Raw genomic sequence first — 22,625 nt, 5'->3', positions numbered from 1 at the left:
TATTTATAGCAACGGCATAGATATGCAACCAAAATAATCGAAGATATAGATAATCACTTTATTTAATGGAGTATTCACACAATGTCAGAACAATCTGCTCATTCAAAATATGAATTTAAAAAATCACTGGAGGAGCTCCGTACCAAAAAAGGACGTGGTACCGAACTTATCTCTCTGTATATCCCCCCCACAAAGCAAATATCAGATGTCACATCCCAGCTCAGAACCGAGCACGGCCAGGCTGCTAATATTAAGTCCAAAGTTACACGTGATAATGTGCAGGGTGCGCTTGAATCCCTGCTTTCAAGGCTCAGGTATGTGGAAGTTCCTGAAAACGGTATTGTTTTCTTCACAGGTGCTGTTGACATCGGTGCTAATAAGACCAACATGGAAACGCGTATAATTGAGCCGCCACAGCCAATTGTAACATACAGGTATCATTGTGATTCCGCATTTTTCCTCGAACCACTTGAGGAAATGCTCAAAGATGCAAAGACATACGGTCTTCTTGTACTTGACAGAAGGGAAGCAACAGTCGGTCTTCTTGTAGGAAAGCGTATAGAATCTCACAGAAACCTGACTTCAACTGTTCCGGGAAAACAGAGAAAAGGAGGTCAGAGTGCTCACAGGTTCCAGCAGCTCAGGCTTATTGCAATTCATGATTTCTACAAACGTATTGGAGACGCTGCAAGTGATGTTTTCCTTACAATTGACCACAAGGACTTCGAAGGTGTACTGATAGGTGGTCCTTCCCCTACAAAGGAAGAATTTGAGTCCGGAGAGTTCCTGCACCACGAAATACAGAAAAAAGTGCTTGGTCTCTTTGATGTAGCATACACCGATGAATCAGGTCTTTCTGAACTAGTGAACGCTGCCAGTGAAAGGCTTTCAGATCTGGACCTTATGGTTGAGAAAAAGCTCATGCAGCGTTTCTTTGCAGAACTGGTTTCCGACTCCGGCAAGGCAGCATATGGAGAGGCACAGGTACGTGAAAATCTGAATATCGGTGCAGTAGAGATCCTTATGATATCAGAGGGTCTCAGGGCCGAAAGACTCACTCTTAAATGTCCTAACGGGGATTACGAGGGTGGAATAACCCGTAACTTCAAACCCGGAGAGGAAGATACTTCTAATATTCCTTGTCCTGTGTGCGGTTCAAATGTAGAATTACTAGAAAGAGTGGATATTGTTGATGAACTTTCAGAACTTGCTGACCAGATGGCAACACAGGTGGAATTCATATCAACTGATTTCGATGAAGGTTCCCAGCTTCTGAATGCATTCGGTGGAATTGTAGCAATCCTAAGATTCAGTACTGGTGTCTGATCTAATAATAATGTAGGTGTTATTTTGTTTCTTGAATTTAAAAAACAGGTTGAAGAAGCTCTGAACCATGCTCTTGCTTCAATTGGATATGAAGCAGATGATCTAGGACTTGAGCCTTCACAGCATGCAGATATTGCTTCAAAGGTAGCTTTCAAGCTGGCTGCACAGGCAAAGTGCAATCCAAAAGAACTTGCTGATAAAATAGTCGCTGCAGTTGAATTACCTGAAGGTTCCCTGATAGGGGATATCAATCCTATTGGTCCTTATATCAACATAAACGCAAGCCGCAGTTACATTGACAATACTGTAAAAGCTATCCTTGAAGAAAAGGAAGCTTTTGGTGGTAATTTCTGCGAAGGTAAGATTCTTCTTGAACACACTTCTGCTAATCCAAATGGTCCACTTCACGTTGGTCACATACGCAACTCAATTATTGGTGACACACTTGTCAGGATTCTCAAAAAAGCAGGCTATGAAGTTGAGACCCAGTACTATGTCAATGACATGGGTCGCCAGATTGCAATAGTTTCATGGGCATTCTCTCTTTTTGAGTTTGACACATCCAGAAAGCCTGACCATGCGATAGCAGATATTTACATCAAGGCTAATGCATTGCTAAATGAAGAACCTGACAAGGTTGCAGAAATTGACAAACGCATGCAGCTTGTGGAAAGCGGTGATGAGGAAACCATTAAGAGCTTTGATGAAGCTGTGGAATTTGCAGTAACAGGCATCAAGCAGACTCTCCTGAAAATGAACGTCAGTCATGACAGTTTCCCTCATGAGTCTAGTTTTATCCGTTCCGGTGCAGTTTCCAGAATCGTTGAGGAAATCAAGAACACAGGAAGAACCGCAGATGACAACGGTGCTCTTGTAGTTGACCTTGAAGATTATGGTTTTGAAAAGACTCTTGTTATCCAGCGTAGTGACGGAACTTCCCTTTACACAACACGTGACCTTGCCTATCATGAATGGAAAGGCGAGCGTGCAGACAGGATGATCGATGTTCTGGGTGCAGACCACAAACTCATATCAGGACAGCTTAAAGCAACCCTTAATGCAATAGGCAAGAAAGAGCCTGAAATTGTTATTTTTGAATTCGTTTCACTTCCGGAAGGTTCCATGAGCACCCGCCGTGGAAAATTCATTTCAGCAGATGACCTGCTTGAGCAGGTAGAACAGCAGGCTTATGCAGAAGTTGATAAACGCAGACCTGAAATGGAAGATGAGTTCAAAAAGGAAGTTGCCAGCATGGTTGGTATCGGTGCTGTAAGGTATGATATTGTGAAAGTCTCACCTGAGAAGTCCACTGTTTTCAACTGGGAAGAAGCACTTGACTTTGAGAAACAGGGAGCACCTTTCATTCAGTATTCCCATGCAAGGGCATGTAATATCCTCAAAAAGGCAGAAGAGGAAGGCAAGTGGAATCCTGCAGAGGAAATTGACCCCTCACTTCTTACCGAGGATACCGAGATTGACCTTATCAAGAAGATGGCAGCTTTTGACAGCATAATTGATGTCTGTGCAAAAGATTTGAAACCACACACAATTGCAATCTATGCCAGAGAACTTGCAGATGCATTCAATCAGTTTTACAGGTTCGTACCTGTTGTAAGTGCTGAAGAGGATGACATCAGGGCAAGCAGGCTGGCTCTTGTGAACTGTGCAAGGATAGTCCTTGCAAATGCTCTTGATACTCTTGGTATCGGTGCACCTGAATCAATGTGAGAAAGTGAGTCTTTCTCATATCATTTCTTTTTTTGAAAATAGAATCAAGTTTTTAAGTCTCATTTTTTAAGGTCAAATACCCATCTGCTTATTCCAGGTGCTACATTTCCACATCTTCGGTAGAAAAGAACCTCAAATCCCATATCCTCATATTTTTCAATGAGTTCCGGAATCTCCTCTTTTGGTTTGAAGGTGTAGAAATGAATAAATCCTCCATCTTTTACTAGCGGAGAAATCGTTTCAAGAAAATGATCCATACCATAAGGTGTCGGGATTATTGCCCTGTCATACTCGGTTTTTAGCAAATTTGGTATGCTGTTGGCATCAGCATTGATAATATGAATCCTGTCTTCAGTTTTATTGAGTCTGCAGTTCTTTGTAAAAGATTTGCAAGCAGCCCCGTTCATTTCCACTGCAATAACACATTCAGCAGACGCAGCAGCAGGTATTGCAAATGGACCTACGCCACTGAAAGGAACAAGCACTCTTTCTCCAGGCTTTACCATTGATGCCACTCTCTTTCGTTCATAGGCGAGCCTTCCGTTGAAAAAAGATTGCATGGGGTCTATTTTATAAGAGAATCCAAACTCTTTGTGGATGGTTTCTGTGCTGTTTCCAGCAATGATTTCAAAATCTGCAACTCTCCTGTTGCCTTCAAGTTTCGAGACTTTGTTAAGCACATTTTTTATATTTTGCATCTTTCCCATGATGGTTCTGGCTATGTCTTCTTTGTAACTTTCCAGTTCTTCAGGAATGGATACAATAGCAATATCGCCTATTATATCAAAACGCTTGGGTAAGATATCAAGTTCCTTTTCAGGAATTCTTCCTTTCAAGTCATCTTTAAGACTCATTTTTCTGTCTTTTTGCTCTAACGCAATAAAGGATTAAAAGTATTGGCTTAACATCTTGTTTTATTCACTGGAATGTCCGGGAGTTACTTTCTTTTCAAGCATTGAAAAAGATACATCTATCAGAATTGCAAGCAGGATAGCAGGTATAGCTCCTGCAAGAAGGGTGCTGGTGTTGTATCCAATAAGTCCCTGGAATATTATCTCCCCAAGACCGCCACTACCGATGAAAGCCGTAAGTACTGCAATACTGTTGGCAAGAATTCCTGCAAATTTAATTCCTGCAAACATGGCAGGATATGCATTAGGCAGTCTTATATGCCGATGTATCTGCCACTGGCTCAGTCCCACACCTTCTGCATAATCTATCAATGCGGGGTCTACGTTGCTCAGTCCAATGTAGGTATTTTTGATTATTGGAAGCAGAGCACGCAACATTATTGCAACAAGTGCGGGGGTAAAACCGATTCCAAGGAACGGGACCATTATAGCAACAACAGCAAAGCTTGGAACTGCCTGAACAAGGTTTGCAAATTTCATTATAACAAATTCCAGTTTCCTGCTGTAAAGTGCTCCAAAGGCAAGTGGCACTGAAACTACTATACTTGCAAAAAGAGTGGTGTAGACAAGGACTATGTGTTCCCATGTAGCATCAAGCACAGTTTCAAGGACTACCATGTTCCGTACCTCTCATGGAGTTTTTTCTCGATTAAACCCGCAAAACCGTCCAGTAAAACGGCAAGTAGTCCAGTCCATAGTCCTGCAACAAGAATTGCATCTTTCTGGTAAAGCTGGATGCCATTCTGCAACACGGTTCCAAGTCCACCTGCTGCAACAAGCCCTCCAAGAGTCACAACACCCATGCAGAACACAAGTGCAATCCTGATCCCCCCTGCAATAAGTGGAAGTGACATGGGAATTCTCACTTTCAGCAATGCCTCCCTGGGAGAAAGTCCGATTGCCTGAGCAACATATGTGTATTGCTCATCCACATTTTTCAGTCCTGTGTAGGTATTTCTCGCAATTGGCAGTATGGAATAGAGTACACATGCAGCAATAGTAGGGCCCGCTCCAAGTTTTAGTATTGGGAGAAGAAGTACGATGAGTGCCAGGTCCGGAATTGTTTCAACAATGTTGAGGAAATTAAGTACAGGATTTGCAGTTTTAGGTTTCATATAGATGAAAACACCAACTGAGACTCCAATTATTATTGAGAGGAGCAGGGCTATGCTGAACATATGCAGATGCTCAATTGTTCGCATAGTCATAAGATGCCTGTTCCAGACATCTGCTATAACCTGTATTGACAACATAGTCTGTTCTCCAATCCTATTTCAATCAGATCAATTTCAGCAAAACCTCATCGGATACAAGGATACCAACCGGATATTTTGAATTCATAACAATTGCAAGGTATTCTCCACTGTTTTTCATCTCAGATAGTGCAAAAGCGACAGAATCCATTGGTTTGAAATTTTTGACAGGTTTTGCAAGTTCACTCAGTTTTTCTTCCCTGTCTCTGCATTTCATAAGTTCTACAATTTCCACCTGTCCCAAAAGTTCATTCCCGGCAAATACAAAAGCAGTTTCAAGCTCTCTTTTTGTCATTTCATCAACAGCGTTACAGGCTTCATTTTTAGAATCAAGCACATATTTCTTCTCAAAAGGAGACATAAGATCTTTGACTTTGAGGGTATCCATATGCTTGAATTTACGCTGGTTGTCAACGATATCAGAAACAAGCTCGTTTGCAGGATTGAATATGAGTTCTTCAGGAGGACCTACCTGCACAAGTTCTCCCTGATCCATTATTGCAATCCTGTCTCCTAGCACCAGAGCCTCCTCAATATCATGGGTCACAAAAACGATTGTACGGTTAATCTCATTTTTTATTTTTAAAAACTCTTTCTGGAGCTGCTTTCTTAATATAGGATCCAGTGCACCAAAGGGTTCATCCATCAAAAAAAGAGGTGGATCCATTGCCATAGCTCTTGCAAGTCCTACTCGCTGCTGTTGTCCGCCACTAAGCTGCTTCGGATAGCGGTCCATGAACATATCAGGAGGGAGTGATACAAAGTCAAGCAGTGTCCTCACACGTTCTTCTATATCTTTTTTGCTTTGTTTTTCAATTTTGGGAACAAGCCCAATGTTCTCTCCGATCGTCATATGGGGAAACAGGCCGATATTCTGTATCACATAGCCAATATTACGGCGAAGCCGTACAGGATCAACATCTTTTGTATCAATTCCGTTGATAGTAACCGAACCTTCATCCTGTTCTATCATGCGGTTTATCATACGCAGAGTTGTTGTTTTCCCTGAACCACTGGGTCCAATTAATATCAGGAGTTCTCCGCCTGTTATTTCCAGATCCAGGTCTTTCACTGCGAATCCTTCACCATATTTTTTGGTGATTCCTTTGAACTGGATAGAATCAATCCTGTCAAACAGTCTTTCTGTTTGCATGTCAATACCCGGAGATTAGATAATGATATCAAAAAAGTGAGGGATTTATTCTCCCTCAATAATTCCTTTGTCAACAAGGAACTGGTATGCAATGTCCCTGGGTTCCTTTTGTTCAATGTCGAACTGATAGTTCAGCTGCCTCATTGTGTCGGTGTCAATTGCACCGTCAAGTTTCCTCATTGCAGTAATTGCATCAGGATTCTCATCTGCAAACTCCTCTGTAACAATAAGAATTGCATCATAAGGTGGCAGTGCATTCTTATCATCTTCAAGTACCCGAAGTTCAAACACCTCATTTCTGGTATCTGTAGTGTAAGCAGAGATCGCATTGACTTCGTCATTTTTGATGGCCTCATACATTACAGTAGCAACAGCCTGTTTATAGTCCATGAATTCAAATCCATATACTTCGGTGATACGTGGAAGTCCGTCTTCACGTGTGGCGAATTCAGGATCGGTTCCTATTGTCATTTCTGCAGCATATGGTTCAAGATCACTTATTTTTGTAACATTGTTTTCAGCAGCCCAGTCTTCTTTTACTGCAATGGCATATGCATCCTCAAAACCAAGGTTGCTTACTATCATTACTCCGTCCTGCTCCATGAGACCTTCTTCGGTCATGTTGTAAACGACCTGCCTGTCCCAGTCATCAAGTTGTTCAAGACTGAGTATCTGGCTGTAAGCAGTACCTGTGTATTCGGCATATGTGTGTATCTGGCCTGCCTTCAGAGCTTCATAGTTTACAAAAGTGCCACCAAGTCCCTGTTTTACATCAGTTTCATATCCTGCGTCTTCAAGCACAATAGCAGTCATATGAGCAAGAATATAGGATTCCTGGAAAAGTTTTGAGCCTATCACAATGGTGCCTTTTTCCATCTGGGAATCAGCTCCGCCATCCATGCCTGTGTCTTCCTGCATTTCGTCTGCCTCTTCAGCGCAGCCGGCTGCAAAGAGAGCCATAATTACAACTAAAAGTATCAAAATAGTCTTCTTCACGTTTAACACCCCGAAAATCGCTTGTTATCCATAACTGTAATTTGATAACGACTTCCCAATAAGAAAGATGAAGTGGATTTTTTATAAATGTATCTGATTTTCAGGGAGTTGACTTTAGGTGTCTTTAATTTTGAAACTTAAAGCTTAAAACTTAAAATTGAAAGTTTAAATCTCACAGAAATTGTTCTTTAATTTCTCCGTAAGCTTGATATTTTCTGAGTAATCCACAGGAACATCCAGCAGCCAGACACCACCTGCTTCCAGAGCCTCGGCAAGCTTTGGTTTTAACTCTTCAGCTTTTTCAAGTCTCACACCTTTTGCACCAAAACTCTCTGCCAGTTTAACAAAATCGGGATTTGTGAAATCAATTCCCATGGTTTCGTTGAAAGCCTTTCTCTCGTGCCATTCGATGAGTCCGTATTTTGAATCATCAAAAATTACAACAACAAAATTGCATCCAAGTCTTACAGCAGTTTCAAGGTCCTGTAAGTTCATAAGGAAACCACCGTCTCCTGCAATTGCAACAACCTTCTTTTCAGGTTTAATCATGCTGGCTGCAATAGCACCTGGAAGTGCAAATCCCATGGTTGCAAGTCCGTTGGAAATGAAAACAGTATTCGGTTCGTATGCAGGGAAGAGCCTTCCAATCCATAATTTATGGGCACCTACGTCACTGATGAGTATATCTCCACGGTCCATTGTTTCTCTAACATCTGAGAGTATCTTTTGTGGTTTCATTGGGAAAGACATGTCTTCAGCATAATCTTCAATTTCGGCTTTCATTCTGCTGCGGACTTTCTGGAACCTTTCATGCATTTCCTTTTCAAAATCACATTGTTGTCTGAGGTTGAAAAGTGTCTGCCTGATGCTTCCAACTAGTAGTATATCAGGAATATATGTTTCATCAATTTCCGGATGGTCTGTATGGATGTGAATTATCTTCTTTGATTTTTCAGGGTTCCAGAATTTAGGTGTGTATTCGACATAGTCAAAGCCAACACATATTACAAGGTCAGCCATTTCAAAACCACACATTATGTGGTCATGGTCCTTGATTCCCATTGAACCCAGATAATGGCAATCATCGGCAGGGATTGCACCTTTTCCCATGAAAGTGGTAGCAACAGGAAGTCCTGAGAATTGAACAAGTCTTCTAAGCTCAGCAGCTGCATCTTCTCTGAAAACTCCATTGCCTGCAAGGATTATTGGCATTGAGCTTTCCTTTATCATCTTTGCAGCTTTCTTAAGCTCACTTTCATCGAGAAGACTCACATGTGGATAGTTCTTTTTTAATATCGGTTCTTTAGATGTTTCTTCTTTGGCAACATCTTCCGGAAGCTCAATATGTGTGGCTCCCGGTCTGTCTGCTGCAATATCAAAAGCTTTGTGGACTATTTCGGGAATAAAATCAGGTCTTGTGATTTTTGAATTCCAGGTTGTGAATTGCTTGAAAGCTGTTACAATATCGATATACTGATGCGATTCCTTGTGAGTTTTTTCAAGGGCAGACTGTCCCGTGATTGCTACCAGTGGTGCCCTGTCAAGCTGGGCATCTGCAATTCCTGTTATGAGATTTGTGGCTCCCGGTCCAAGTGTTGCAAGACAAACACCTGGTTTGTGTGTGAGCCTTCCATACATGTCTGCCATAAAAGCAGCACTCTGCTCATGTCTTGTCGGGATGAATTTTATCTTTGATTTTCGGAGTGATTCGGTAAGGTCAATCGTTTCCTCTCCCGGAACTCCGAATATGTATTCTACTCCCTCGTTTTCAAGACATTTCACAAAAAGATCGCTTGCTTTCATTTTAGTACACCTTCATGGATTTCACGTTCATAAATTCCAGCATCCCATGGCGGTACATCTCCCTGCCTATTCCGCTCTTTTTCATTCCTCCAAAGGGAAGTCTGGGATCAGATGACACGATGTTATTGACAGTTATAACTCCGGCTTCGATGTGTTTTGTCATCCTCATGGCTCTGTTTTTATCCCTGCTCCAGATGCTGGCTCCAAGTCCAAATTCTGTATTGTTTGCTATTTTAATAGCTTCTTCCTCATTATTGAAAGTTATTATAGGTGCAACAGGACCAAACGTTTCTTCCATAACAACAGGGGCATTTTCGTTGATATTGCTGAGGATAACCGGTTTGTAAAAATATCCTCTTTCATCTGTTCTGCCTCCTTCAAGAATTGTTTGTGCACCCGATTTCATACTTTGTTTAATCTGCTCTTCCAGACAATCGATTTGAATTCTACTCGCCATTGGTCCCATATCAGTAGCAGGGTCCGTGGGATCTCCAATTTTGAGATTTTGCACATGCGTCGTGAATTTCTCTATGAAAACGTCAGCAATTTTCTCATCAATCAGTAAACGTTTGGCTGCAATACAGCTTTGTCCGCAGTTCTGGAATCTGGCCATGACTGCTGCTTTAGCAACTTTATCGATATCTGCATCTTCTAGAACTATCAAAGGATCGCTTCCTCCAAGTTCAAGGATGAACTTCTTGATGTATTTTCCTGCGGCTTCTGCTACCTTTTCTCCAGCCGGGCGGCTGCCAGCAAAAGAAACAGCATTTATTTCCTCCCTTGAAATCAGTGAGGATGCAGTGTTGCCATCTATCAGAAGTGTCTGGAAAATTCCTTCTGAAAAACCAGCTTCAATGAAAATATTCTCAATTTCAAGGGCACACATGGGAACGTTACTGGCATGTTTCAGCAGTACAGTATTTCCGCCGGCAACAGACGGAATACCAAATCTCAGTGCCTGCCAGAATGGAAAATCCCATGGCATTATACTGAGTATAACACCTGCCGGTTCGTAAACATACCCGGAGGTTTCAGCATCTGTTTCCACAAACTCTGATGCCAGAAAGCTTTCAGCATTCTTAGCAAAGTAATCACATGTCCATGCACACTTTTCAATTTCTGACAGTGCCTCCCTTATAGGCTTGCCCATTTCTGTTGTGATGAGCTCTGCAAGCTCTTCTTTTCTGTCCCTCAGAACTTCACCCACACATTCGATGGAAAATGTTCTTTCACAGAGAGGTTCGTTTTTCCATTGAGCAAATGCTTTTCGGGAATCTCCTATCTTTTGATTCACAACCTGCTGAGAATAGAGGTTAAATTCCTCATTTAATTCTTCTGTTGCAGGATTAATAGACTTTATTTTCCCCAATTGGAATTCCTCTAGTTTATTATTTGAATAAAGGCTTTAAACAGCCAGATTCTTTCTTTTATATAATAGTTGGCATGATATATAATTGCTTAGAAAGCTACTCTTTAAATATGAAATCTAAATCTGAACTTTACAGGAATTGTTTTAAAAAATAAGTTTTATAGAATTATCATGGAAATCTCAGAAAATGCTTTTCTCATTGCACCATGTGGCATTAATTGCAGTGTTTGCATGGCATATCTGCGTGAAAAGAATAAATGCCCCGGATGCAGGGGGCCTGATGATAAAAAATCTATAAGCAGAATCAAATGCAAGATAAAGAGATGTGGGACTTTTCAGGACAGTGAATCTCATTTTTGTTTTGAATGTGACAGCTTTCCATGTGCGAGGTTAAAACGTCTGGATAAAAGATACCGGGACAAATATTATACCAGCCTTGTTGGAAACCTGAAAACTATCCAGGAATCAGGTATTGAGCTGTTTTTGCAGAATGAAAAGAGTAAATGGACATGTTCTAAATGTGGCGGTACAATTTGCATGCATGAAGGTTATTGTTATAGTTGCAAGGAACCATATGAAAAATAGGTGTTCTCATTATGAAAAGACAAGGACTATAGAACCTGATAAAGCAACTTATATTATTTGCCTGAACTCATAGATTTGTAGAAGCTATTTAAAATCAGAATACATACTAATTGTAGAATCGAAATTGATTTTTTATGAAATAGTTCTTTGACATTATGGGGAGTAAATCATGAAATTAACCAAACTGACACCGAATTTTGCTGTAAAGGATATAAGAAAGACAGTTTCATATTATCAGGACATTCTGGGATTTACGGTTTTGATGGCTGTTCCGGAAGACAAGAGTGGAATTGATAACGAGCTTGATGGAAATAAGACTTATATCTATGCTATGATGGACAGGGATGGAGTTGATTTACAATTCCAGCGTTCAGATAGTATTGGAGAAGATATTCCACCCCTTAAGGATGTAGAACAGGGTGCATCTGTATCTTTTTATATGGGAGTTGAGGGCATTGATGAATTTTATCAAAATATAAGATCGAAAGTCGATGTTGTAGTAGATCTGAAAACAACATGGTACGGGATGAAGGAATTTTACATAAGAGACTGCAATGGATACATTTTAGCATTTGCAGAGAACAGCAATGAGTAAGTAAATTTCTCTTTGAACCAGAATTTAGTTTATCAGGAATCTAATGTCATCTATAGATATCATTGAGACAAGGACTTTAAAAGATTAGCACAATCCCAGAGGGTGTGAGTAAATCTTTGTTTCTTTCATTTTTCTTTTTTATTTTTCAATTACGAAAACATGAATATGATCTTTTGGAAAGATATATCACAACCTTGCCAAATGGTTCTAATGAGATATTTTGGTAGGGCTAAGTAGAGATGGGAATATGAGTGATATTGAAGTTATAGACCTGAATCCGGATAATATTTCAGAATATGGTGTGTGCGGTTACAAAGACATAAAGAAGCATCTTGAACTCAGAAAAAAGATAGACTGGTTCAATGAATATTATCTGAAAGGTCTGAGGATTAAAGCTCTGCTCTCTGAAAATGGACTGTACCAGGGAATGCTTGAGTATATTCCAGGTGAGTATGCACACAGGCCTGTAGATACTGATGGCTACATGTTTATCCAGTGTATTTTTGTAGGATTCAGAAATGAGTTCAAGGGCAAAGGTTACGCTTCCCTGATGATAGATGAATGCATCTCAGAGGCAAAAAATGAGGGTATGAACGGAGTTTCTGTTGTAACCAGAAAAGGCTCATTCATGGCTAAAAAGGATATTTTCATCAAGAAAGGGTTTGTTGAAGTTGACAACGCCAAACCCGATTTTGAATTGCTGGTTCTGAAATTCAACGAGGACGCACCAAATCCTAAATTCAAGAACATGGAGCAACAACTGGAAAAATACAAAGAAGGACTTTATGTTTTACGTTCAGCCCAGTGTCCTTATACTGAAAAGAATGTGAATGCCATCATTGAGTCTGCAAAAGAGGAATTCCGGATTGATGTCACTCTAATTGATCTTGAAGGACACAAAGATGTTCAGAATTCTCCATGTGCTTTCGGGACTTTTTGTATAATCTATGATGGAGAAATCATCAGTCATCATCCGATTAGCAATAAGCGATTTATGAATATCATGAACAAGAAAATGAAAAAATGAAAACAGGTGAATAAGTTTAAATAAATTTATATTCCAATTGATTTATTGAAAATATGTCAAATACCGAAGACACTACAGTTATAGCTGTAAAAGAATTAGTTATTGGATTTGGAGCAGCTGAAGGACTGTGGATTAATGCTGGTGTAAATCCATTGGGAGAAGTATTAAATGTATTCATTTCTCTCCTTCAAGGGTCACAGTTTGAATGGTATGGACCTTTTTCTTGGATTCTCCTATTTGTTGTTCTTCCTATAATACAAGTTTTAATTGTTTATGCTTGGGGAGGAGTTCTTGGGTTATTAGCTCTCATAATGGCATTTATTGGAGGCATATTTATTAGCAGCATTATTGGTATTTTCTTAATATTTGTTGCAATTGGACTTGGATTATATTCATTTTCATCAGAGGATAAAATTTATCTTTCTGATATCGTTTCCTTTTAACCTCACATCAGCTTCACAGCTTTAATGTTCATAAATTCAAGAAAACCATGTCTTGAAAGCTCTCGACCCATTCCGCTTTTCTTAACTCCACCAAATGGCAGGCATGCCTGAGGTGTGCAGAATGAGTTCACCCCGACCATTCCGGTTTCCAGTTCTGATGCAACTTTCATAGCCCTGTCACGTTCCTGGCTCCAGACACTGGCACCAAGTCCGAATTCGGAATCATTTGCAAGTTCGATGGCTTCATCCTCTGTTTTTACAGTAATAATCGGTGCCACAGGTCCGAAAGTTTCCTCTGTCATGACTTTCATGTCTCTTGTAACTCCGCTGAGAACGGTTGGAGAATACATGAATCCCTGACTTGCCATTCTTCCACCTGGGATAAGAGGGTTTGCCCCTTTTGATATTGCATCTTTAACCTGATCTTCGAGCACAAGCATTTGCTCATTCCTAACCATTGGTCCGATGTCCGTTTCAGGATCCATTGGGTCGCCGATTTTCAGGTTGAGAGTTCCCTCTACAAACTTTTCTGTGAACCTCTCGGCTACTTCTTCCATGACTATAAAACGCTTGGCTGCAATGCAAGTTTGTCCGGTATTGATGAAACGGCTTGGAACAGCAACTTTTGCAGCCATCTCGACATTTGCATCATCAAGGACTATGAACGGGTCACTCCCACCAAGTTCCAGTACGAATTTTTTCATGTTGTGGGCTGCGAGTTCGGCAACCTTCTGCCCTGCATCGTACCCTCCTGTGAATGATACGGCTTTCACTTCATCTCTTGAAATAAGTGAGGATGCAGTCTTTCCATCAACTATCATTGTCTGGAAGACACCTTCAGGAAATCCAGCTTCAAGGAAAATGTTCTCAATCTCAAGAGCACACAGGGGAACATAGCTTGAATGCTTGAGCAGCATAACATTTCCGCCAGCCAGCACATGTGCTGCTGCACTTAAAACCTGCCAGAACGGGAAATTCCAGGGTTTGATTGCAAGAACCGTTCCCATTGGTTCATAGTGGATCATCTGGTCGCATGCACCTTCTTCCGCAGGCTCAGGTTCAAGCATTTTCTCGGCATTATCAGCAAAATAATCAAACATGGTTGCACATTTTGCAACTTCAGGAACAGCCTGCTTCATGACCTTACCCATCTCAGTGGTGATGAGTTTTCCATACTCTTCCTTGTTTTTCCGCAAAATCTCAGCAAAGTTCTTCAGAAGCTCATTACGCTCAGAAATATCGGTCTTTTTCCATTCCCTGAAAGTTTCAGCAGATTTTTTGAGTATCCGGCTCACCTGTTCATCGGTGTGCATTTCAACTTCACTGATAACTGTACTCGTTGTAGGGTTGATGGATGAGATTGTGGTCATGATATTCCTCTGATGCTATAATGATTGGAATCTTACATATTTGCTATTGTTGAGTGTATGATTAAAAAATGAGAACTATTTTTATATTGATTTCACGTAAAACACACTTACAATTGTGTCAATATTTATTCTATCAGACAACTTGTCAGACACAATCCTCTGAATTTAATTGAAACATTTGCATGATGATTCCAGAGAATGTTAATTACATCTCCACGGTTAAATATCCACGAAGATATTAAAAAAATTGCCTTATGTGGAAAAGTCAGCTGTTATAGGATCGGAGGACAAAGCGTTTCTTCCCCACAAGGCAAAATAAAAGATGTTAGGGCAGCAATAAGTGATATGTCTGATAGAGGGTTGGTAGATCATAGGTGGTTGGTTGGTTGGTATGATCCACATAATAATCCCTCTACCAAACTAAATTGAAGCATATTAATCATATAACCCCGTACCACCTGGTTTTGTTATATGATTAATACACGCTAAACCCATTCCCCATGTGTTTAGTCCCATACTCCAATTCCTTCATATGTTTAGCAAGTTATATCAAGTAACTCCATTTTTATTCACAATGGCATATGAAATAATAAAGGCATAATTTTATTTAACGGCGTTAACATGTAATCTGAAAAACACTCTATAAATTCTCTTGTTAATCTTACATCATAGCTATCTGGACAACACTCAGATACTTCTTCATAATTGTATAAGCTATGGACCTGCCAATCCATAATTTCCCCTGCTGCATCCTTCTCATTTTACTCATTTCTCCTAAAATCTGTAAAGCTTCAAGAGCCACGGGGTCATTGAGATAACAACTGTCAGGAACCCTATTATCTGAAAAAAAGATGATGGGTATCTTTAGTTTTCTATGTAGGTTGGTTGGTAGTTTATTTCCCAGTTCTTCCAGTATATCCTTATCAAAGATATGTTCATTTCCTGCTTTTGTTTGGGATGCTGGTCTTTCTTCCGTTAATAGCTGGGCAAGGCTCTTGCGCTCAGAAACAAGTCCATCGTTAATCTTTCCTACTTCAATTTTCATCCAGCGCATGAGGACGGAGTCATCGGAAACTGGAATTCTGCCGGACATAATCTTCAATAATTCTATGTGACTTTTAATTGAAATCGGTTTTGAACGATACAAACAAAATTAATTTATGCAACATTGTAATTATATTGTATACTAATGGCTATAGGGACAATTATTCTGGTACTGGTCGGAATTTATTTACTGGTGATCTACAACAGTAGATTTAAAGATAAAAATCTAATAAACCGGGCAATAGCCCTATTGTTCTTTCTGGGCCTGATTATTTCAGCTTCTGTAATTCTTGGTTTTTTTGTTGAATCAATAGCAAGGTTCGTCACTTATCCTCATGTGGCGTTTTTTGTAATTCCTTCAATGATAGCCACTCTATTTTATCGCAAATTCTCTGCAATGAAGGATATTGAAATTGCATCATTGTTTGTATGGGGAATTATATCCTTATTGGCAGGCAGTTTCATTGGATTTTTCATGACAATGGACAATCCTCCATTGAATGGTTCTGATATCACAGATTTTAGCCAAAATAGCTGGATGTTTCATGTAACCCTGAAAAATATAGGGATGTATCTGTTGAATACGTTGGTGATTTCAATACCTTATGCAATGCATTCCAGAACAGACAACAGGATATATTCCGTAATATGGAGTCTGATAATTGTCTTTTTAGCTCTCATTTATGCTTATGTTACGACTTACCTGTTGTATGGCCTGTAATTTTCAAGCAAATTTCAAGGATAATCATTTAAACTTTGTGAACAAGTATTGATTATGGATGCTTTAAAGCTTCTGAAAGAGCATGAAAACGTTATTAAAGAGCGTTTTTTTGTTGAAAAAATAGGTATTTTTGGTTCATTTGCCAGAGGCGAAGCACAGGATAAAAGTGATGTTGATGTGCTTGTAGAGTTTGCCGAAGGCAAAAAGACATTTGATAATTTTATGGAACTAAAATTCTATCTTGAAGAGCTTTTTGGAAGAGATGTGGATCTGGTAATTGAAACAGCTATTAAACCCAGATTAAAGGATTATATTATGAGGGAAGCTGTTTATGCCTAGAGATTACTATGTTTTTTTTGATGATATGCTTCTGGCTATTGACAAAATAGAAAGGTATGTTTCTTCTTTATCCTATGATTCATTTTCAGAAGATGAAATGAGAATTGACGCAGTGTTGCGGAATCTTGAAGTAATAGGTGAAGCAGCAGGTAACGTACCTATAGATATTAGGGAAAAGTATCCTCAGATTCAATGGAAAAAGATTGTAGGATTAAGGAATATTATAATCCATGAATATTTTGGTGTTGATTTAGAAATTGTCTGGGATATAATAGCAAATAATCTTGATGAGTTAAAGCGCAATGTTGAGACTGCTCTAATTGAATGCAGAAACGATTGATTCAGATTGGAACGTTAGTTATGACACCTTCATCTTTTGTTTTTGAAACATCAATACAAAGAGTCAAGTTGGCTGTTCTTCAGGCTTTTGAAAATGAGAATGTCAGCATATTCCTTTTCGGTTCCAGAGCAAGGGGAAATGCTCACAGTACATCAGATATTGATATTGGGATCCTGTCGTCAGGTTGTTTTGACAGAAAAAAGATAACTGCCTTGAGAGCAGAATTAGAAGAGATGAACATCCCCTATACTGTGGACCTTGTAGACCTTTCCACAGTTTCTGAGGATTTCAGGCAGCAGGTGCTTAATGAGGGAGAAGTATGGAAAGGGAAAGGCAGTGTAAACTCGGAATGAAAGCAAAGGTTGCAAAAAGAGCCCTTGAAACTCTTCAGGAAATAATTGATGAACCATACTCCGTTATAATCAGGGATGCAGCAATACAGCGTTTTGAATACACTTTTGAAGCTATCTGGAAACTTGTAAAAGAGTATCTGATTGAAAGAGAAGGTGTGATATGCAATTCCCCAAAATCATGCTTCCGTGAAGCTTTCAAAATGCATCTCATAAATGAGGATGAGAGCATGCAGGCTTTGTACATGACCGATGACAGGAACATGACAACTCACACATATCACGAGGATGTTGCAGAAGATATATACAAGGAACTTTCAGGATATTACGCCCTCATGAATAAGATTTACACAAGCATAGTTACAGAATGCCTATAATCGCCCCATCATTTTCTCTCTAATTGTCTGTTTAATCAGATAGCAATCATATTAGTTCGTCAAGATGGTCAAACCTGAGTTTATAGTAGGTTCCCCTTCCGGTTCTTCCAACCTGCACGAATATCTTTTTCTGTACAAGGTCCTGAAGATCACGTTTTGAGGTTGAAACACTCAGATTACATAATTTCTGGTGTTCTTTATTAGTTATCTTTCCCATCTCACGTGCAAACTTAATAGCTTCCAGCTGGCGGTCTTTCAGTCCTGTCTGGATGTATTTTCCAATGGTTCCGTAATCACGACTGATGTTAAGCACTGCGTTTTCAACCCTTGACACTTTAAGAGCAAGTCCGTAGAGATAATATTCCAGCCATTCATTTATATCTGGCTTACTGTTTCCTCTTCCTTCAAGTTTTTCAAAATAGTCCCTCTTTCTCTGGTTAAAGAACTCTTCAACGGTAAACAGCTTTTTTGCTTCCCTGAAATTTTGGGAAAGCATATAGGATGAAATACTTGTGGCAATGGTGCAGCTTCCTTTTTCAAAAGGATGCATCCTGTAAAGCTCAAAAAGAACAATGCCTGCTTTCAGTGTTGGGAGTATATTTTCCGATTCCTCACCGTATGCCCATTCCAGCAGGTCCCGGATGCAATATCTCACTCTCTCCGGTTCCATAAAACCTTCTGCAATGGTAGTGCGGTATTTTCCTAACTCATCATCAGGAACAATATCTTTCATGGCTATTTTATGGAGTGTGAATATCGTATCCTCAGTAATTTCATCATAATCCATATCCTGCAGGTATTGATTCATTTCCAGGAAGTTCAGTACCTGTTTCTTGTCAGTCTCATCCCCAAAAATATCCTGGCCGTTCACGAGTTTTGTAACCTGCCTGATGGAAAGTCCGTTTTCTTCAAGACTTGTAGCATGGTATGTAAGTCTGAAAACATTGTTGATCTGCAATCTCCTTTCCCACGCTGGTGGTACATGTGTGTTGAGAATTATCTCTCTTGCTGCATGTATTCGTGCAAGTAGTCGCACTATTCTGTCGTTATACTGGAAATCAGGCTGGTACATGCTTAATGTCTCCGTTTTTGACCATTGATTGACTGGCTGAATATAGGCTAAATATAAATTCTTTGACTACGACTTATAAGTATGGATGCCATGGACGACCTGAATACTACAGCAGAGAAGATAAAGACGATGGAGATAAGAGGTGCCGGAAGAATTGCAGTTGCAGCTTCTGCAGCACTCAGGGACTATGCAATGAAACTGAAATCATTGCCAATGAGCGAGTTCAATGTCAAACTGGAAGAAGCCGCTAAGATACTTGTGGACACAAGACCAACAGCAGTCTCACTTCCAAATGCAGTTGCTCTTACAAAAAGGCACAGCGCCACAAACGTCTATGACGCTATCGATGAGATAAAGGCAAATGCTGAAAAGTTCATAACAAATGCGGAGCAGGCACTTGGTAAGATGGGAAAGATAGGTGCTGAACGTATTCATGACGGTGATGTCATCATGACACACTGTAATTCCCACGCAGCACTTTCTATTATTAAAACTGCTTTTGATCAGGGCAAGGATATTTCAGTCATTGCCACAGAATCCAGACCCCGAAGACAGGGTTTTATCACAATCAGAGAACTGAATGATTATGGAATTCCTACAACTCTTATCGTAGATTCAGCTGTGAGACTGACCATGAAGGAGGTTGACCTCGTAGTAGTCGGTGCAGATTCAATTTCCATAAACGGAGCACTCATAAACAAAATAGGTACTTCCCAGCTTGCAATGGCAGCTCAGGAAGCCCGCAGGAATCTGATTGTTGCTGCAGAGACCTATAAATTCAGCCCTCGCACTCTCCTTGGTGAAATGGTGGAAATTGAGGACCGCTCCAGTGATGAAGTAATAGATGCTGAGATTCTCAAAGAGCTTCCAAACGTAAAAGTCAGGAATCCTGCTTTCGATGTAACTCCGGCAGAGTATATTGACCTGATTATCACAGAAGTCGGTGCTTTCCCGCCTGCAATGGCTTTCACAATTCTCAGGGATTATCTGGGTCTTGATATTGAAGTTTGAGTATCATAAATGGGCTATGTAGAAATCCTGTTTCAGGATTAACACAACTGTTGATTTATTTTATTTCCACATAAACAACTGGCAATCTAAATACAAAGTAACCACCCGCCGAAGGCGGCACATTCCAATCCCTGCACAGAGAAAATTGCATTCATGCCTGAGAATTCTACAGAAGGCACGCAAAGAAAGTATTCCACTGCAACATGTCAATTATTTGTACGACATGATGGGAAAACACCGGTTTCGCCGGACCCTTCGGGTTAATTCTAATTTTCATAAAGGTTTTGCCTTTCAGTTTTAATCTCAGTCTTTCCAGTTCCACCATTTTAGAAGTTCAGGATCATGCTCATCATTAGATGCAAAATAAACTGCACATCTAAAAACATAGAGCATGCATCTATCAACGTGCATCCCCTGAAAATCGCATAATTGCTGGTAGAGATTTTCAGGGTCTCTGTTTTTAAGTTCAGAAACACCGCGGATTCCAAGATTCCAGAGGTCATCAGCAATCTTTTTTCCAACACCCGGGATTATCATCAGTTCTTTAGTAATGGTTTTGTAGTTATCACTTTCAGTGTTGGAAGTTTCATTCTTTTTTGTATTCATCATGACTTCCTCAAATCTCACTTTTTCCCCACGGTTGCAACATAAATAACAAACTCGTTTTCACCATCAATTCCCATTGCAGGATTTATTTCTTCATCAAGGAATGCTGCAATGGCACAAACACCACAGCCCACGGATTCCGCACTGAGATAGAGGTTCTGGCATACGTGACCGGCATCAAGATGCAGGTATCTGTAACCTCTCTGGCTGTACCTCCATGTCATTCTATAGGGAATTGCTGTCCAGATGAAAGTTGCAGCACAGCTGGTTACAAAAGGCTGGTCCAGACACCCACGTTTGATATTTGTTCCAATGTCCTTTTCAGTGTTTATTTCCACAAGCTTGTGTTCAATTGGAAGGAACCTGTAGAGGCCATTTTCAAGTTCTTTGACATTGTTTGCGAGAATATATGTTTCCAGAGCATGTCTTGCTCCTGCTGACGGTACTGTCCTGAAAGTAGCTGCATTCCTGACAACTTCCTTCACTCCCTGAGTGCACCAGAGCAGCTAGGAGAGCTCTTCAAGAGAAAGTGGCTCAAAACTGTAATTCCTGACACTTGTTCTCTTTTCTATTGCTTTTCTGAGGTCGATGTTCTCAACTTTTATATTCTGTGGCAAAGGCAGGTCAATTATCCTGTCACTCTCTTCTGCACTAAGTTCCAGATCAGGATTAGGGTAGCCCATAGACTGGTCTGACATGTCCAGATATCGATACTGCGTCTTTTCCATGAATTCTTTGCCTGTCCCACTCATGATAACAACCCCTACTTTTTCACTATGAATAATTGATTTTTTAACTTAATATCTCTATCCTTATCTGTTCGATATTTGTTTATGGAAAGTCATATTACTATACAAAATCAAGATTATAATATGAAGAATTTAAAGTGAAATTTAGTTTTTTCATTGTATTATTTCTCTTAATGAAAGATGGTGGAGGAAATGAGTAATTGTAATCATGAAGACGTCACTTGTATAAATCCTTATGAAACAATTCGTAAGTATTTTTGTAATTTGTGTGGTGAGGTTATGATGTGTTCATGCGATGAAGAATTTGGTAGAAAATATTATTCTCATCAGCTTGATATTGCAACTGAACTTGACACTCAAAAAAAGATACCTGTGACAATAGGTTTTCAACCCAATATTTGCAATACTTGCAGAAATAAAAAAGAAGAGTCTTATCCACTATCTCAAGCTCGTGGGAGAACAACTAAAATTCGTAGGTATTATTGGAGAGAAATTACAATTGAAACAACTAAAAGGTTTGGAAGATGGGCAGAACAAAATGGCTATGCAGATTATTTTGTTGCTCAACAAGAAAACCCTAGTATTCACGGTGCTATTCAAAGAGATGTAGTTGAAGAGCTTCAACACCTTCATGAAATAAATCCAAAATACGAATACATAGACCATTCAGACAATAAAATCATTTCTCTTTACACTATTGAAGTAATTGATTTATTTGTTCCATACTCTGCTACTTTTTCAAGAAAAGTTCAAATCATCGACAATGGCAAATATTTTTCAGTGGAAGAATTTGTTGCAAATTACTTTGGAGAAAAAGGTTACAATGTTCTATTTACAGAAAGTAGACCTTTTCATGTAATTTTTGCTGTCTTTATGTGGTTGGTAATACAAGATCCCCAAGATTCTCACTGTCAAGTTGTTGGATTTGGTCGTCGTGGCAAATTTGAAAATGAAACTAAGAATGATCTTATTTGGACGGGACTTCCATTTGACTTTGGAACCAAAGGATATTACAATCGCAGACTAAACGAAATAACATCCCATCTTCAGAGTCTTCCTAAAAACAAACAAGATTTATTGTGGTGTTTTGATTATTGGATAGAACCAAGCGCTAATCTGAGACAATATCTCTGGGCACATGCTAGCAAAGATATTGATATTGCAAGGAATATTATTGGTATTTTACCATCTGAACTGATTATAAAGATTCTTAACTACTTAATACAAGACTATTGGGGTAGATTTTGTGGATGGCCTGATTTATTGATTTTTAATGATAGTGAATTTTTCTTTGTTGAAGTGAAATCATCTAAAGACAAATTAAGTGAAGATCAGAAAACTTGGATTAAAGGTAATAGTGAAATTTTGCAGTTACCATTTAAAATTGCCAAAGTCCGCAAAAAACCAAATCAGAAAAGTAATTAGAATTTAAGTAAATTCAAACTCTTGCCTTTTTC

At 39.6% G+C, this 22,625-nt stretch carries 26 protein-coding genes; 13 read left to right on the top strand and 13 right to left on the bottom strand.

Going from position 1 to position 22,625, the window contains the following annotated elements:
- The first annotated feature begins 81 nt into the window (after positions 1 to 81).
- Both prf1 and argS read left to right on the top strand, forming a co-directional pair.
- Positions 82 to 1,326, top strand: a complete 1,245-nt coding sequence (prf1, locus tag V7O61_RS14575; RefSeq protein WP_023845259.1) for a peptide chain release factor aRF-1 — start codon at positions 82 to 84, stop codon at positions 1,324 to 1,326.
- Between the two features lie 24 nt (positions 1,327 to 1,350).
- Positions 1,351 to 3,054, top strand: coding sequence for an arginine--tRNA ligase (gene argS, locus V7O61_RS14570; RefSeq protein WP_407283204.1), 1,704 nt, complete (start codon positions 1,351 to 1,353; stop codon positions 3,052 to 3,054).
- 59 nt (positions 3,055 to 3,113) lie between these two features.
- Here argS and V7O61_RS14565 read toward each other — a convergent pair whose 3' ends face one another.
- From V7O61_RS14565 to V7O61_RS14535, 7 genes are all read right to left on the bottom strand, one after another.
- Positions 3,114 to 3,908 carry a class I SAM-dependent methyltransferase family protein gene (locus tag V7O61_RS14565; RefSeq protein WP_288068211.1) on the bottom strand — a complete coding sequence of 265 codons (795 nt, stop codon included), beginning with the start codon at positions 3,906 to 3,908 and terminating at the stop codon, positions 3,114 to 3,116.
- 60 nt (positions 3,909 to 3,968) lie between these two features.
- Positions 3,969 to 4,583: an ABC transporter permease gene (locus V7O61_RS14560; protein WP_288068208.1), complete on the bottom strand. Its 615-nt coding sequence runs from the start codon at positions 4,581 to 4,583 to the stop codon at positions 3,969 to 3,971.
- Positions 4,577 to 5,218 (bottom strand): ABC transporter permease, encoded by a 642-nt coding sequence (locus V7O61_RS14555; RefSeq protein ID WP_288068206.1) that lies wholly within the window; start codon positions 5,216 to 5,218, stop codon positions 4,577 to 4,579. Before V7O61_RS14555 ends, V7O61_RS14560 begins: the two co-directional genes overlap by 7 nt.
- A gap of 25 nt (positions 5,219 to 5,243) precedes the next feature.
- Positions 5,244 to 6,371, bottom strand: coding sequence for an ABC transporter ATP-binding protein (locus tag V7O61_RS14550; RefSeq protein WP_288068204.1), 1,128 nt, complete (start codon positions 6,369 to 6,371; stop codon positions 5,244 to 5,246).
- Positions 6,372 to 6,416: 45 nt separating this feature from the next.
- The gene (locus V7O61_RS14545; protein WP_288068202.1) at positions 6,417 to 7,367 is read right to left on the bottom strand and encodes a glycine betaine ABC transporter substrate-binding protein; all 951 of its coding nucleotides are present in this window, start codon (positions 7,365 to 7,367) and stop codon (positions 6,417 to 6,419) included.
- 165 nt (positions 7,368 to 7,532) lie between these two features.
- On the bottom strand, positions 7,533 to 9,170 hold the full coding sequence (locus V7O61_RS14540; RefSeq protein ID WP_023845266.1) for an acetolactate synthase large subunit: 1,638 nt from the start codon (positions 9,168 to 9,170) through the stop codon (positions 7,533 to 7,535).
- A 1-nt stretch (position 9,171) separates the two neighbouring features.
- Positions 9,172 to 10,539, bottom strand: a complete 1,368-nt coding sequence (locus tag V7O61_RS14535; protein ID WP_407283205.1) for an NAD-dependent succinate-semialdehyde dehydrogenase — start codon at positions 10,537 to 10,539, stop codon at positions 9,172 to 9,174.
- A 171-nt stretch (positions 10,540 to 10,710) separates the two neighbouring features.
- On the opposite strand from V7O61_RS14535, the gene V7O61_RS14530 reads away from it, so the two are divergent.
- The 4 genes from V7O61_RS14530 (at position 10,711) to V7O61_RS14515 (ending at position 13,189) form a co-directional block, all read left to right on the top strand.
- Positions 10,711 to 11,124, top strand: coding sequence for a DUF3795 domain-containing protein (locus V7O61_RS14530; protein WP_288068199.1), 414 nt, complete (start codon positions 10,711 to 10,713; stop codon positions 11,122 to 11,124).
- Positions 11,125 to 11,293: 169 nt separating this feature from the next.
- Positions 11,294 to 11,719 (top strand): VOC family protein, encoded by a 426-nt coding sequence (locus V7O61_RS14525; RefSeq protein ID WP_288068198.1) that lies wholly within the window; start codon positions 11,294 to 11,296, stop codon positions 11,717 to 11,719.
- Positions 11,720 to 11,966: 247 nt separating this feature from the next.
- Positions 11,967 to 12,746, top strand: coding sequence for a YoaP domain-containing protein (locus V7O61_RS14520; RefSeq protein ID WP_023845270.1), 780 nt, complete (start codon positions 11,967 to 11,969; stop codon positions 12,744 to 12,746).
- 53 nt (positions 12,747 to 12,799) lie between these two features.
- Entirely contained in the window at positions 12,800 to 13,189 is a 390-nt protein-coding gene (locus V7O61_RS14515; protein ID WP_407283206.1) for a hypothetical protein, read from the top strand.
- Positions 13,190 to 13,191: 2 nt separating this feature from the next.
- Here the strand turns inward: V7O61_RS14515 and V7O61_RS14510 are convergent, their stop codons facing one another.
- The gene (locus tag V7O61_RS14510) at positions 13,192 to 14,559 is read right to left on the bottom strand and encodes an NAD-dependent succinate-semialdehyde dehydrogenase (protein ID WP_407283207.1); all 1,368 of its coding nucleotides are present in this window, start codon (positions 14,557 to 14,559) and stop codon (positions 13,192 to 13,194) included.
- 661 nt (positions 14,560 to 15,220) lie between these two features.
- Positions 15,221 to 15,652: a DUF61 family protein gene (locus V7O61_RS14505; RefSeq protein WP_407283208.1), complete on the bottom strand. Its 432-nt coding sequence runs from the start codon at positions 15,650 to 15,652 to the stop codon at positions 15,221 to 15,223.
- Positions 15,653 to 15,748: 96 nt separating this feature from the next.
- Here V7O61_RS14505 and V7O61_RS14500 point away from each other — a divergent pair, with 96 nt between their 5' ends.
- From V7O61_RS14500 to V7O61_RS14480, 5 genes are read left to right on the top strand one after another with little or no spacing between them, the layout of a single operon-like run.
- The gene (locus V7O61_RS14500) at positions 15,749 to 16,324 is read left to right on the top strand and encodes a hypothetical protein (RefSeq protein WP_407283209.1); all 576 of its coding nucleotides are present in this window, start codon (positions 15,749 to 15,751) and stop codon (positions 16,322 to 16,324) included.
- A gap of 54 nt (positions 16,325 to 16,378) precedes the next feature.
- Complete coding sequence (locus V7O61_RS14495; RefSeq protein ID WP_407283210.1) at positions 16,379 to 16,663, top strand: nucleotidyltransferase family protein; 285 nt, start codon at positions 16,379 to 16,381, stop codon at positions 16,661 to 16,663.
- Positions 16,656 to 17,003: a DUF86 domain-containing protein gene (locus V7O61_RS14490; RefSeq protein ID WP_407283211.1), complete on the top strand. Its 348-nt coding sequence runs from the start codon at positions 16,656 to 16,658 to the stop codon at positions 17,001 to 17,003. Before V7O61_RS14495 ends, V7O61_RS14490 begins: the two co-directional genes overlap by 8 nt.
- The gene (gene mntA / locus V7O61_RS14485) at positions 16,988 to 17,356 is read left to right on the top strand and encodes a type VII toxin-antitoxin system MntA family adenylyltransferase antitoxin (protein ID WP_407283212.1); all 369 of its coding nucleotides are present in this window, start codon (positions 16,988 to 16,990) and stop codon (positions 17,354 to 17,356) included. Before V7O61_RS14490 ends, mntA begins: the two co-directional genes overlap by 16 nt.
- Positions 17,323 to 17,730, top strand: coding sequence for an HI0074 family nucleotidyltransferase substrate-binding subunit (locus V7O61_RS14480; RefSeq protein WP_023845275.1), 408 nt, complete (start codon positions 17,323 to 17,325; stop codon positions 17,728 to 17,730). Before mntA ends, V7O61_RS14480 begins: the two co-directional genes overlap by 34 nt.
- A 46-nt stretch (positions 17,731 to 17,776) precedes the next feature.
- Here the strand turns inward: V7O61_RS14480 and V7O61_RS14475 are convergent, their stop codons facing one another.
- Positions 17,777 to 18,802 (bottom strand): Fic family protein, encoded by a 1,026-nt coding sequence (locus V7O61_RS14475; RefSeq protein ID WP_023845276.1) that lies wholly within the window; start codon positions 18,800 to 18,802, stop codon positions 17,777 to 17,779.
- Between the two features lie 90 nt (positions 18,803 to 18,892).
- Between V7O61_RS14475 and V7O61_RS14470 the strand changes: the two genes are divergently transcribed.
- On the top strand, positions 18,893 to 19,813 hold the full coding sequence (locus V7O61_RS14470; protein ID WP_407283389.1) for a ribose 1,5-bisphosphate isomerase: 921 nt from the start codon (positions 18,893 to 18,895) through the stop codon (positions 19,811 to 19,813).
- Positions 19,814 to 20,116: 303 nt separating this feature from the next.
- On the opposite strand, the gene V7O61_RS14465 is transcribed toward V7O61_RS14470, so the two are convergent.
- From V7O61_RS14465 to V7O61_RS14455, 3 genes are read right to left on the bottom strand one after another with little or no spacing between them, the layout of a single operon-like run.
- Positions 20,117 to 20,440, bottom strand: coding sequence for a helix-hairpin-helix domain-containing protein (locus V7O61_RS14465; protein WP_407283213.1), 324 nt, complete (start codon positions 20,438 to 20,440; stop codon positions 20,117 to 20,119).
- Entirely contained in the window at positions 20,437 to 20,904 is a 468-nt protein-coding gene (locus tag V7O61_RS14460) for a SagB/ThcOx family dehydrogenase (protein ID WP_407283214.1), read from the bottom strand. Before V7O61_RS14460 ends, V7O61_RS14465 begins: the two co-directional genes overlap by 4 nt.
- A gap of 21 nt (positions 20,905 to 20,925) precedes the next feature.
- The gene (locus tag V7O61_RS14455; RefSeq protein WP_407283215.1) at positions 20,926 to 21,171 is read right to left on the bottom strand and encodes a hypothetical protein; all 246 of its coding nucleotides are present in this window, start codon (positions 21,169 to 21,171) and stop codon (positions 20,926 to 20,928) included.
- 189 nt (positions 21,172 to 21,360) lie between these two features.
- Between V7O61_RS14455 and V7O61_RS14450 the strand changes: the two genes are divergently transcribed.
- The gene (locus tag V7O61_RS14450) at positions 21,361 to 22,593 is read left to right on the top strand and encodes a VRR-NUC domain-containing protein (protein WP_407283216.1); all 1,233 of its coding nucleotides are present in this window, start codon (positions 21,361 to 21,363) and stop codon (positions 22,591 to 22,593) included.
- The last annotated feature ends 32 nt before the right edge of the window (positions 22,594 to 22,625 follow it).

The sequence above is a fragment of the Methanolobus sp. WCC1 genome, assembly GCF_045690315.1.
In the GTDB taxonomy this organism is placed as follows: domain Archaea; phylum Halobacteriota; class Methanosarcinia; order Methanosarcinales; family Methanosarcinaceae; genus Methanolobus; species Methanolobus tindarius.
This window is presented reverse-complemented; position numbering and strand designations above follow the sequence as displayed.

Excerpts from the sequence above, each read along its gene's own strand:
- prf1 (WP_023845259.1), top strand. The coding sequence starts at position 82 with ATGTCAGAACAATCTGCTCATTCAAAATATGAATTTAAAAAATCACTG.
- V7O61_RS14565 (WP_288068211.1), bottom strand. The coding sequence starts at position 3,908 with ATGAGTCTTAAAGATGACTTGAAAGGAAGAATTCCTGAAAAGGAACTT.
- V7O61_RS14560 (WP_288068208.1), bottom strand. The coding sequence starts at position 4,583 with ATGGTAGTCCTTGAAACTGTGCTTGATGCTACATGGGAACACATAGTC.
- V7O61_RS14555 (WP_288068206.1), bottom strand. The coding sequence starts at position 5,218 with ATGTTGTCAATACAGGTTATAGCAGATGTCTGGAACAGGCATCTTATG.
- V7O61_RS14550 (WP_288068204.1), bottom strand. The coding sequence starts at position 6,371 with ATGCAAACAGAAAGACTGTTTGACAGGATTGATTCTATCCAGTTCAAA.
- V7O61_RS14540 (WP_023845266.1), bottom strand. The coding sequence starts at position 9,170 with ATGAAAGCAAGCGATCTTTTTGTGAAATGTCTTGAAAACGAGGGAGTA.
- V7O61_RS14530 (WP_288068199.1), top strand. The coding sequence starts at position 10,711 with ATGGAAATCTCAGAAAATGCTTTTCTCATTGCACCATGTGGCATTAAT.
- V7O61_RS14525 (WP_288068198.1), top strand. The coding sequence starts at position 11,294 with ATGAAATTAACCAAACTGACACCGAATTTTGCTGTAAAGGATATAAGA.
- V7O61_RS14520 (WP_023845270.1), top strand. The coding sequence starts at position 11,967 with ATGAGTGATATTGAAGTTATAGACCTGAATCCGGATAATATTTCAGAA.
- V7O61_RS14515 (WP_407283206.1), top strand. The coding sequence starts at position 12,800 with ATGTCAAATACCGAAGACACTACAGTTATAGCTGTAAAAGAATTAGTT.
- V7O61_RS14510 (WP_407283207.1), bottom strand. The coding sequence starts at position 14,559 with ATGACCACAATCTCATCCATCAACCCTACAACGAGTACAGTTATCAGT.
- V7O61_RS14505 (WP_407283208.1), bottom strand. The coding sequence starts at position 15,652 with ATGTCCGGCAGAATTCCAGTTTCCGATGACTCCGTCCTCATGCGCTGG.
- V7O61_RS14500 (WP_407283209.1), top strand. The coding sequence starts at position 15,749 with ATGGCTATAGGGACAATTATTCTGGTACTGGTCGGAATTTATTTACTG.
- V7O61_RS14495 (WP_407283210.1), top strand. The coding sequence starts at position 16,379 with ATGGATGCTTTAAAGCTTCTGAAAGAGCATGAAAACGTTATTAAAGAG.
- V7O61_RS14490 (WP_407283211.1), top strand. The coding sequence starts at position 16,656 with ATGCCTAGAGATTACTATGTTTTTTTTGATGATATGCTTCTGGCTATT.
- mntA (WP_407283212.1), top strand. The coding sequence starts at position 16,988 with ATGCAGAAACGATTGATTCAGATTGGAACGTTAGTTATGACACCTTCA.
- V7O61_RS14480 (WP_023845275.1), top strand. The coding sequence starts at position 17,323 with ATGGAAAGGGAAAGGCAGTGTAAACTCGGAATGAAAGCAAAGGTTGCA.
- V7O61_RS14475 (WP_023845276.1), bottom strand. The coding sequence starts at position 18,802 with ATGTACCAGCCTGATTTCCAGTATAACGACAGAATAGTGCGACTACTT.
- V7O61_RS14470 (WP_407283389.1), top strand. The coding sequence starts at position 18,893 with ATGGACGACCTGAATACTACAGCAGAGAAGATAAAGACGATGGAGATA.
- V7O61_RS14455 (WP_407283215.1), bottom strand. The coding sequence starts at position 21,171 with ATGAGTGGGACAGGCAAAGAATTCATGGAAAAGACGCAGTATCGATAT.
- V7O61_RS14450 (WP_407283216.1), top strand. The coding sequence starts at position 21,361 with ATGAGTAATTGTAATCATGAAGACGTCACTTGTATAAATCCTTATGAA.